General features: G+C 66.4%; 10 protein-coding genes. 4 read left to right on the forward strand and 6 right to left on the reverse strand.

Annotation, left to right across the window (positions count from 1 at the left end; genetic code table 11):
- Window positions 1-190: 190 nt before the first annotated feature.
- Window positions 191-1,054 (reverse strand): metallophosphoesterase family protein, encoded by an 864-nt coding sequence (locus NBG84_RS31670; RefSeq protein ID WP_250923121.1) that lies wholly within the window; start codon window positions 1,052-1,054, stop codon window positions 191-193.
- A 1,099-nt stretch (window positions 1,055-2,153) separates the two neighbouring features.
- On the opposite strand from NBG84_RS31670, the gene NBG84_RS31675 reads away from it, so the two are divergent.
- Together NBG84_RS31675 and NBG84_RS31680 are read left to right on the forward strand one after the other, a co-directional pair.
- Window positions 2,154-2,633 (forward strand): Lrp/AsnC family transcriptional regulator, encoded by a 480-nt coding sequence (locus NBG84_RS31675; protein ID WP_250923122.1) that lies wholly within the window; start codon window positions 2,154-2,156, stop codon window positions 2,631-2,633.
- Between the two features lie 25 nt (window positions 2,634-2,658).
- Window positions 2,659-3,342 carry an HAD family hydrolase gene (locus tag NBG84_RS31680; RefSeq protein ID WP_250923123.1) on the forward strand — a complete coding sequence of 228 codons (684 nt, stop codon included), beginning with the start codon at window positions 2,659-2,661 and terminating at the stop codon, window positions 3,340-3,342.
- 377 nt (window positions 3,343-3,719) lie between these two features.
- On the opposite strand, the gene NBG84_RS31685 is transcribed toward NBG84_RS31680, so the two are convergent.
- From NBG84_RS31685 to NBG84_RS31695, 3 genes are read right to left on the reverse strand one after another with little or no spacing between them, the layout of a single operon-like run.
- Entirely contained in the window at window positions 3,720-4,631 is a 912-nt protein-coding gene (locus NBG84_RS31685; RefSeq protein ID WP_250923124.1) for a M56 family metallopeptidase, read from the reverse strand.
- On the reverse strand, window positions 4,628-4,996 hold the full coding sequence (locus NBG84_RS31690) for a BlaI/MecI/CopY family transcriptional regulator (RefSeq protein ID WP_250923125.1): 369 nt from the start codon (window positions 4,994-4,996) through the stop codon (window positions 4,628-4,630). Before NBG84_RS31690 ends, NBG84_RS31685 begins: the two co-directional genes overlap by 4 nt.
- Window positions 4,997-5,039: 43 nt before the next feature.
- A complete protein-coding gene (locus NBG84_RS31695) occupies window positions 5,040-5,516 on the reverse strand; it encodes a hypothetical protein (RefSeq protein WP_250923126.1) in 477 nt (158 codons plus the stop codon).
- 1,016 nt (window positions 5,517-6,532) lie between these two features.
- On the opposite strand from NBG84_RS31695, the gene NBG84_RS31700 reads away from it, so the two are divergent.
- Together NBG84_RS31700 and NBG84_RS31705 are read left to right on the forward strand one after the other, a co-directional pair.
- Window positions 6,533-6,745, forward strand: coding sequence for a hypothetical protein (locus tag NBG84_RS31700; RefSeq protein WP_250923127.1), 213 nt, complete (start codon window positions 6,533-6,535; stop codon window positions 6,743-6,745).
- A 103-nt stretch (window positions 6,746-6,848) separates the two neighbouring features.
- Complete coding sequence (locus NBG84_RS31705; protein ID WP_250923128.1) at window positions 6,849-7,733, forward strand: F510_1955 family glycosylhydrolase; 885 nt, start codon at window positions 6,849-6,851, stop codon at window positions 7,731-7,733.
- A gap of 52 nt (window positions 7,734-7,785) precedes the next feature.
- On the opposite strand, the gene NBG84_RS31710 is transcribed toward NBG84_RS31705, so the two are convergent.
- Window positions 7,786-8,184 carry a Zn-ribbon domain-containing OB-fold protein gene (locus NBG84_RS31710; RefSeq protein ID WP_250923129.1) on the reverse strand — a complete coding sequence of 133 codons (399 nt, stop codon included), beginning with the start codon at window positions 8,182-8,184 and terminating at the stop codon, window positions 7,786-7,788.
- A 185-nt stretch (window positions 8,185-8,369) separates the two neighbouring features.
- Entirely contained in the window at window positions 8,370-9,086 is a 717-nt protein-coding gene (locus NBG84_RS31715) for a TetR family transcriptional regulator (RefSeq protein WP_250923130.1), read from the reverse strand.
- Window positions 9,087-9,341: the final 255 nt, after the last annotated feature.

Consider the following 9,341-nt stretch of genomic DNA (forward strand, 5'->3'; position numbering starts at 1 on the left):
AGCTTGCCCTTCGCATGCTGCGCCTCGGTCGCCCGATCACTGGGCCCAGCCACCGCCCGCTCCCGGACGGAGCGGAGTTCGGCCGCTCGCCCCCGTGCGTCGGCCAGCGGGAGCCCGGCGGAGGGCTCGTCCACAAGGGTCATCTCATACCAACTCTCTGGAAGGCCGCCCGGTGGCGACCCGTCGTGGGCTATGCGGGTCTTCCGGCGGGGACAACAGCGGGCAGGATCTGTACCAGTTGGCCCGGAGTGCCCTGCCGGCGTTGCCATTCGCGGGGGTAGCCCAAGGAGACCTCCTGGTGTGGCACCCCATCGCAGTGGATCAACCGGGGGATGTGGAGATGGCCGTAGACCACGGCGCGGGCACGGAATCGTCGATGCCAGTCCGCGGTGGCGGTGGTGCCGCACCAGAGCGCGAACTCGGGATGCCACAGCACCCGGGTGGGTTCACGCACCAGGGGGAAGTGGTTGACGAGAACGGTGGGGAGATCGGGCGGTAGCGCCTCAAGGCGGGCCTCGGTGATCTTGACTCTGGCCTGGCACCAGGCTTCCCTGCTGGGATAGGGATCAGGATGCAGCATGAACTCGTCGGTGCAGATCACTCCGGCCTTCTCGGCCACATCGAGGGCGGACCGCTTGGAGTGCGTTCCCGGCGGGCGGAAGGTGTAGTCGTACAGCAGGAACAGGGGTGCGATGGCTACCGGGCCGCCCTCTCCGTCCCAGATCGGGAACGGATCCTCGGGGGTGATCACATCGAGCCGCCGGCAGATGTCCACCAGGAGTCGGTAGCGCTGCTCACCACGGAGTTGTACGGGGTCGTCCGGGGCGGTCCACAGCTCATGGTTGCCCGGTGTCCACACCACCTTGGCGAAACGGTCCCTCAGCGTGCTCAGCGTCCACTCGATGTCGGAGACGACCTCTCCCACATCACCTGCGATGATCAGCCAGTCGTCCTCGGCATCGGGCCGAAGCCCATCAACGATCTTCTTGTTCTCGTCATAGCGGACATGAAGGTCGCTGATGGCGACGAGCTTCCCCGGGCGATTCTCAGGCATCAGTCACTCACTTCACTGTCATCGTGTGCCCACGCGGCCAGCAGCAGTCCGCGCGGTGGCGGGCCCGCTGCTGGCGAGCGGCAAGGCGGTCATGAAGTTCTCTCCCCCTCCAGCCTCCCTGACATCCGCACCGACCGCCCCAGGGCGCCTGTCTCAGTCATGGCCAAGCCGTTGAAGGAGCATCTATCGCACAGGGTTCGCCTCCCCCCGACAGCCCTCTGACCAGGCCGAGCGTGGAGCCGGTAGCAGACTGGACGGCTGGTTTCAGCGTGTGCGAGATGACGCAGATCACTTTTGCCTCCGGGGGCTGCCCAGCGGGTCAAACCGGTGGGCAGCCCCGACGAGTTGCCCACGCCCCTTGATCGGCCAACTCGCTCGTGGCGGAAACGCCCGGCGCCTTCAGAACGGACCGCCCCGGGGCGGTCCGGCTATCGGTCAGCCAGACCCGCCTTCGTTGCCGAAGGCGATGGCTTCAGCGACGATGACCGACTCCCGGTCGACGGTTACTCCATTGGAGTTGGCTGCCCAGGGAAGCGGCGGACCGTCAACCGCTCCCTTCGGCATCGAGGCGGCGAGCCGCCCAGATCGTCATGAGTGCGGCCTGCTCACCGCTGGATCGGGAGCACAGGAACGGCGGGGCGGGCACAGATTCCGGGGTCGGGTCGAATACAACGACCGATGCGGACGGCCCTGCTGCTGTGGCCTCATCGGAACGCTTTCCACCGGCCGACCGCGGCTTTGTCGATTCCTTTTTCGTGCGTATTTTTCTCGGCCAGGATGCCCCCTTTCCCCTGTCGGCAATCACCACGCCTTCCGATGTTCACGTGTCTTTCGATATCTTTCGATACCTTTCGATATTCACCATGATCACCTCGCTCTTCATTCGACAAATCGCTCACCCATGCGGCGCGACTGCTCGTCGAGGCCCTCATGTGTGCTCGCCGGGTGGGCACACTGCCGACAGGTGTGGCTCAACGACGCCGTTCCTATGCGGCCCCCTGCGACAGGGTCGGCGCCCAAGGCGGTCGACGTCGAGAGAGCGCATGTCTGGATAGAGTCAGCACCCTCACCAGGTGACTTCGAGGAAGGCCGACGGACCATGGCGGTGGACGCACTCGACACCCGCATTCTGCGGCTCATGATCGAGCAACCGCGCACCAGTGTCCGGGAGTACGCCCGGATTCTCGGAGTAGCGCGAGGCACCCTCCAGGCCAGAATCGACCGGTTGGAACGCACGGGCGTGATCACCGGTAACGGCCCGCTGCTCTCTCCCCCGGCTCTGGGCCATCCGGTACTCGCCTTCGTCCATATCGAAGTGACCCAAGGGCACCTGGATGAGGTCGGCGATGCGCTCGCCGCCATAGCGGAGATCGTGGAAGCGTTCTCGATCACCGGTGGTGGAGATCTACTGACGCGGGTGGTGGCCCGCGACAACGGCCATCTGGAGGATGTGGTGCAGCAGCTCATCCAGCTACCGGGAGTCGTCAGGACCCGCACGGAAATCGCTCTGCGGGAGCGGGTGCCCCATCGCCTGCTCCCTCTGGTGGAAGCGGTCGGCCGGGCTGCCGATCAGCGCTGAACACGACCTTGGCATCCTGGTGGGCATGAGCGACAAGCACGGGCCCTCAGTCATCTTCGATCTCGACGGCACCCTCGTGGACAGCGAGCCCAACTACTACGAGGCTGGCCGCAGGCTCCTCGCCGAGCACGGGGTGAGCGACTTCAGTTGGGAGCGCCATACCGACTTCATCGGTATCGGCACACGGGAGACGTTGGAGACGCTGCGCGAGCAGTACGGGCTCGACTCCCCGGTGGACACGTTGCTGGCGGACAAGAACCGGCACTACCTGGAGCTGGCCCGCGCCTCGACTGAGGTGTATCCGGAGATGCAGAAGTTCGTCGAACTGCTCCACGCGGAGGCGGTGCCCATGGCGGTGGCATCGGGTTCCTCGCTCGCCGCGATCGAGGCAGTGCTGAGGGGAACCGGGTTGGACGCGTTCTTTGACGTCATCGTCTCGGCCGAGGAGGTGCCCAGGGGCAAGCCTGAGCCTGATGTCTTCCTGGAGGCAGCACGCCGGCTGGGCGCCATCCCCGCTGACTGCGTGGTCATGGAGGACGCACCACCCGGCGCGGCCGCCGCCTACGCGGCGGGGATGCGCTGTGTGGCGATCCCCTACGTGGCCGCCACGGCGTTGGACCCGTCGTTCCGGTCGGCGGACCTGTTGTACGCGGGCGGTCAGCGGGACTTCACCGCCCGGGCCACGTACAACTGGCTGACCGGTCGTTAGCACCGCCCCACCAGTCAGACCACCCCGGACACAGCGAAGCCCATTCGGCTAAGCCATTTAGCAGATCAGTCACAGGGAGGCGTTCAGTCTCTGCCCCGTGAGCGCCCTCCCAGGATGCCGAATGTCTAGATCATCGCACCACAAAGCCTGGTAAATCACTGCCTCAGACCAACGATGTCGAAGCTCTCGCCGATCCCTTTCGAGGCGATCTCCGCCTAGTCAACCACTAAAACGATTAGCGGTATGGTGGGCTGCGGCACCCTCGCCGGCCGGAGACCCTCCTGGGCGGGCGGACCTCCGCGCCCGGCCACCAGGAAGCAGGAGGGTCCCGGTCTCCCACACCGCAGACGTACGGGGAGACCCGTCAGCAACACGTGTCAGTGGACGCAGACCAGGAGCAGGGGCAGTATCGGCGCCGCTATCGAGGCGATGACGACGCCCAGGCCGGTCGCTCGATGGGGTTTGGTCTGCGGGGACAGAATGCGGCGAAGCCGGATGAGCGCGCCGGGGCCGCTGGCGCCGAGAGTGGCCGCGGGTACCCGCCCGGCCGCGACCTCGCAGAGCGCGGTGGCAAGAGCATCACGCGAGTGGAAGCGCAACGCGCGGTCATCCGCGTTCATTTCCAGCAGCAGGGCGGTCTGAGCCTCCGCTAGGCGAGCCAGCGGCAGTCCCGGAAACGCCCGGGCGAACGCGCGGGCGAAGAGCCGCAGAAGGTGGTGTCTGCCCAGGATATGGGCTCGCTCATGCTCCAGCGCGGCGCGCAGTTGCTCATCGGTGAGCACGTCCAGGGCGCCGCGGGTCACCACGATCCGGCACCCGCGACCGGGCAGGCAGTAGACGGCGGGCACGGTGTACTCGACGATCGTGACGCCGTAGTCGTCCGCGTCGGTTCCCACCATGGCCAGAAGATCGGCATGCCGTCGCCTCTCCCGACGCGTGTGCCATGCGGTACGCGCCAGCCAGCCCAGTGGCAGGAGGACGACCGTGGCGGGCATCAGCAGCAGCGCGGCATCCGCAACGGTGGGCGGTGAGGCGACCGCCTTCGACACCGCTTGGCCGGGGCCGCAAGCGCTGAGCAGGCCGACGAGACCATCGTGAACATGTCGGTCGGTGAGGACGAGGTGATACACGGCCAGGGCAGTCGCCACGATGAAACTGAGTGTCAGCCCCTGCCAGGCCAAGACGCCCAACGCGGGAGAGCGGTGGGGCCAACCCGCCCTGGCCAAGGCGTAGGGCACGGCAGCACCGGCCAGAAGGGCGTACCCCGCCGCCGCCCCGGCCATGATCATGAACCGCTCCGCCGCTTGGCGGCACGGAGGGCAGTGCGCAGCGCGTGGACCTCCTCGGCGGAGATCTGTTCCACGAAGCTCAGCAGCACTCCGGCCGGATCCGGTGTGCCCTCCAGGGCATCGTGCATCCGAGCGGCGGTGTACTGCTGGCGGGTGCAGGTGGCCCGATAGAGCCAGGCTCGGCCGTCCTTCTCCCGGGTGAGCATTCCCTTGCTGAAGAGGATGTCGGCCACGGTCTTCACGGTGCTGTAGGCGATGGGGCGCTGTTTGTTGAGGTCATCGCGGACTTCACGAGCGGTAGCGGCCCGCCCCCAGGACCAGAGGCGATCCATGATCTCGGCCTCAAGCCCGCCCAGTTGTCGCACGCCCACTCCCTGTGGTGGTTCTGATGGTTGCTCGCCCTCGGCCTCAGCGGCTGCTCATCGTAGTCGTCGACCCGTTCCGGGCAGGCGGGACGGGGCAGGCGTCCATGGTGCGCAGCCGCCGGATCAGCGCATGGGCGAGCAGCGCGAGTGACACAACCGCGAGCACGGGTTGGGCGGGGGCCCAGTAGGCGTGGGCTCCGCTCATGCCGAGCGCGAGAACGACGAGCTTGTTGCAGACGGGGCAGCCGACGGCCAGGGCCGAAAGGGCTCCGGCCGCGATGGTCCGGGCGGTACGTGGCTGCTGGGGAGCGGTGCTTCGCACTCCGCCCAAGTAACTCGCGACGAGAAGCCCCATCAGTACGGAGCTGAGCGCCCACACCGGATAGTTCCACCAGAGCACGGGTGTCATACGGGAGAAGAGCGACGTGGGAACGACCCCTGTCGGCACGCCGATCACTATCGCCGCGAGCAGGGCGACGACCACCGCCACTGCCCACTGTCGAGGCATCCAGTTCCGCATACCGCAGCCCTCCTAGGCTCCCAATGCCAAGAACCTTAGTGGAATACGGGGCTGGGCGGCATGCCACCAAGTCGTTCTGTATCGTCGGGCGTATCGATGAGAGCGGAGGTCAGCGTCGTGAGTGCAAGCCGGGCGCCCCGAGCAGCAGGTGCCTGGGGGCATCTGTTCCTGGTCGTTCTTGCACTAGGTGTCTTCGCGATGCACACGGTGGGCCACCCCGATGATGACTCCGGTGTGAGTCACGGCGACACCGCTTCAGCCGTCCCCTTCGGTGTTGCGTCGGATGCGTCAAGGGCATCTGATGCCCCCGCGGCGCTGCTGGCTCCAGCAGAGTCCGCGGAACGCGCGGAGTTCGCGGTACCGACAGGGTCTACAGAACCGGAAGGCATCGCGGATCCGACAGGTTCCGCGGGGACCGCTCCGTCGACGGTCGGTCACCACCACTTCCAGCTGCCTGGCACAAACCCGCTGTCCGCCGCGGTTCCCGTGACTGGGGCGCCGGTGAACACGGCGGCGGCCGACGACCTCAGCGAGCGAGCCACGGCACTTTCCGCTGCCGCAGGCCTGCCCCGGTTGGCCGGCCAGGGCATTTCGGCGTCTCCTGGTACACACGCCTTCGGGGCGCTTCCGTCCTCCCCCACCGGCCATGACACCGCGCCCGCCGGGAATCCACTGACTGCCTCCACGCCGAACCCTTCCGCCGGACACGGCGCTCAGGCCGGGGTACACCAGCACGGTCCGACGATGGACATGGCCTCCTTGTGCGTGGCGGTTCTCGGCAGCTGGGTGCTCGTGGCGCTCTTGTGGGGCGCGCTTGCCCATGGCTCAGATCGGCTCTCCCACCTGTGCGCAGGCGCTCTGACCACGGTGCGCCCAGGTACCTCACCGCCGAGACCGGATCTCGCACAACTGTCAGTTCTGCGGACCTAGGCCGAACGCCCCGCAGGTGGTCTCACTACCTGCGGCTACGAGTTCATCGGCATGGCTTCCCCCAGAGACAGCAACGAGGTTCCGTCATGACCTGCGACACCGGCATCACCGACCCGAAGGCGTCAAGGCCTCACCCAGCAGAAATCCGCTACGGCACCCCTGGGCCCGTCGCCGTACCGCAGTGGCCGGCACGATCGCAGAACGGCGGGAACGCCACGGCGAAGAGGCTGGCCGATGCCGTGGTATCGGCCCAGCCAACCGAGCCTGATCGGTTCAACAAGATCCTCGCTCGGCTCTGAGCTCGTTCCCCCACCCGGGCCGTCGCCGCTTCCTACCCTGGGGACGACCCACTTCCCACCCGCATATGGGCCACGTGGCTCTCCCACACATGATCAGGACCCCATGAAGAAGCGTCATCTCACCGTGTCCACGACCGCGGCTGTGCTTGTCCTCGCCCTCAGCGCCTGCACTGGCGGGAGCTCGGACTCCCCTTCCGCCAGCAGCAGCGAGAAGGGCGCGCCCAAGACGACCATCAGCCATATCCACGGCGTGGAGATCGGTCCGTCCGACGGAAAGCTGTACGTCGCCACCCATGAAGGCATCTATACGCCCGACCTGAACGGCCGCCCCGAGTTGGTGGGCGACCGCAAGGACGACTTCATGGGCTTCACCATCACCGCAGACGGCGCTTTTCTGGCCAGCGGCCACCCGGCCCCCGGCCGGGACGCCCCGGGCAATCTCGGTCTGATCGAATCCACCGACGGGGGCAAGACCTGGAAGGACAGGTCACTCACCGGGGAAGTCGACTTCCACTCCCTGGACCACGCGCACCAGACGATCTACGGCTACGACAGCACCAACGGTCTGCTGCGAATCAGTAAGGACGGATCGAGTTGGGACCAGCGGAGCAAGCTCAAGGCACTCGATATCGCGGTGAGCCCACAGGACGCCAACACCATCCTCGCCACCACGGAGTCCGGAGTCATTCGAAGCACTGACGGCGGCAAGAGCTTTGGCTCGGGTAGCAAACCCGTCATGGCCTTCCTCTCGTGGACGGCGCCGAACGCGCTGTACGGAATCAATCCATCCGGAGAGTTGAGCAAGAGCACTGACGGTGGGCAGACCTGGCAGAAGACCTCCACCGTGCGGGGAGGAGCACCACAGGCCCTGACTGCGGTGACCGAGACGCATCTGATCGTCGCCAGTCAGGACGGCGTCTACGAGTCAAAGGACGGCGGCAAGAACTTCGTCAGGCGGCTCGACGTCTCCTCGGGCGGGGATCACTGAGTCGCCCGCACTGCTGCTCCACCAGGAGGGAGCACAGGTCCGGCACCACTCACTACCAGTCAACGCGCCCAACGGTGTCATGGAGCTCAAAGACGAGTTCACCCATCAGTGGGTCGGTGCCGGAGGCGGGGCGGACCCGGGCTCCGATCCACACCATATGGGGCTCCGCGCCCACGACTCGGCAACGAAAGACAAAACCCTCCGGGAAGCGAATCAATGACTCGTTTCGGGCGACACCCTTCTGGCGGTGCACCACGTTCGACTCAATGACGACCCCATGGCCCTCGCTGTGCACCGTCTCCAGGTCGCTCGAAGCGCAGACGGGGCACAGCAGCCGCCGGAAGGAGGCCGAGCCGCACCAACGGCACCGCTGGTAGACCAGGCCTCCGGACTCTCGCACCGTTGACTGTCGCGTTGGGAGCTCGGCCGGCGCAACTGCCGACCGCCCCATCGGCCGGCCCGCTGGCTGCCTCATCGGCACAATGCTGGCTGGTGGCTGGAACACAACTCGACCCCCTGCACTTTGCTGGGAAACAGCAAGCCGCCACATTGGCGCAACGGCACCATATGGCACCGAGTGCAGCAAGGTAAAGAGGGGCAGCCCAAAACAGCGGTACTGAGTGCCAGGCCGGAGTACTAGTCCTCGCCGAGAGCCGACTCGATACGCTGAACAACGCGCCACAGGGGCGCGCCCTTGGGGGCCACCATGACGATGACGTCGTCTTCGGAGACTGCTACCTCGGCGCGCGGTGCGGACCGTGCCCGTTCGGCTCCGCTCCCCCAGACATTCCGCACCAACGCCAGGGCGTGATCCACGGCAGCGTCGGCGTCGTCCTGACCACCCGAACGCAGCCAGGTCCGCAGACCGTTGTTGTGTGCGGCGACGACGGCCGCGGCAATCACTTCGGCCCGCAACGCACCTTCGGCAACAACACCTTCAGAAGCCTGGGCAGCCGAGTACCGACCCCGGAGGTAGCCAGCGAGGGTGCGTTCGTACCGGCGCACCACCGACAGTTCATAGGTGCGCAGTCCGGGCACTTCGCGTGTCAGACGGTACCGCTGCACGGAGAACTCGGGGTTCGCCGCATACATCCGTGTCACCAGCCGGGCCGCATCACACACCGCGTCAACCGGGTCGACGGCGTCCCCAACGCCGTGCGTTTCGAGGAACTCCGTCATATCGGCGAGGCAACGCTCATGATCGGGGAAGACTGCGTCCTCTTTGGACGGAAAATACCGAAAGAACGACCGACGGCCGACCCCGGCACGGGCCACGATGTCATCGACCGTGGTCTGCTCGAAACCTCGCTCCAAGAAGAGCTCGAACGCCGCCTCGGCAAGCACCTCGCGCATCGGCGGCTTGGCGGCTGTGGGCCCGGCGGCGGGGCCGGTGGCCGCCTTACGTCGTCTCTGCACTTCAGTCATACGGCGAACGTAACACCGCAACCCCCCGCTTGGCACTAGGTACCTTTACAGAGGGTACTGCGTACCATAGGCTCGCGAGTGCAGCATACGGGGTGAACCCGGCCATCGGTGATCAGCGGGAGGTTTTGTCGTGGGTTTGAGGATTGTTGTGTGTGTGAAGTTTGTGCCGGATGCGTCGGGTGA

It is taken from the genome of Streptomyces albipurpureus (assembly GCF_023701525.1).
Lineage (GTDB): Bacteria > Actinomycetota > Actinomycetes > Streptomycetales > Streptomycetaceae > Streptomyces > Streptomyces albipurpureus.

What these genes read in the sequence shown, in the direction of transcription:
- NBG84_RS31670 (WP_250923121.1), bottom strand. Translation starts at nt 1,054, where the DNA reads ATGCCTGAGAATCGCCCGGGGAAGCTCGTCGCCATCAGCGACCTTCAT.
- NBG84_RS31675 (WP_250923122.1), top strand. Translation starts at nt 2,154, where the DNA reads ATGGCGGTGGACGCACTCGACACCCGCATTCTGCGGCTCATGATCGAG.
- NBG84_RS31680 (WP_250923123.1), top strand. Translation starts at nt 2,659, where the DNA reads ATGAGCGACAAGCACGGGCCCTCAGTCATCTTCGATCTCGACGGCACC.
- NBG84_RS31685 (WP_250923124.1), bottom strand. Translation starts at nt 4,631, where the DNA reads ATGATCATGGCCGGGGCGGCGGCGGGGTACGCCCTTCTGGCCGGTGCT.
- NBG84_RS31695 (WP_250923126.1), bottom strand. Translation starts at nt 5,516, where the DNA reads ATGCGGAACTGGATGCCTCGACAGTGGGCAGTGGCGGTGGTCGTCGCC.
- NBG84_RS31700 (WP_250923127.1), top strand. Translation starts at nt 6,533, where the DNA reads ATGACCTGCGACACCGGCATCACCGACCCGAAGGCGTCAAGGCCTCAC.
- NBG84_RS31705 (WP_250923128.1), top strand. Translation starts at nt 6,849, where the DNA reads ATGAAGAAGCGTCATCTCACCGTGTCCACGACCGCGGCTGTGCTTGTC.
- NBG84_RS31710 (WP_250923129.1), bottom strand. Translation starts at nt 8,184, where the DNA reads ATGGGGCGGTCGGCAGTTGCGCCGGCCGAGCTCCCAACGCGACAGTCA.
- NBG84_RS31715 (WP_250923130.1), bottom strand. Translation starts at nt 9,086, where the DNA reads ATGCGCGAGGTGCTTGCCGAGGCGGCGTTCGAGCTCTTCTTGGAGCGA.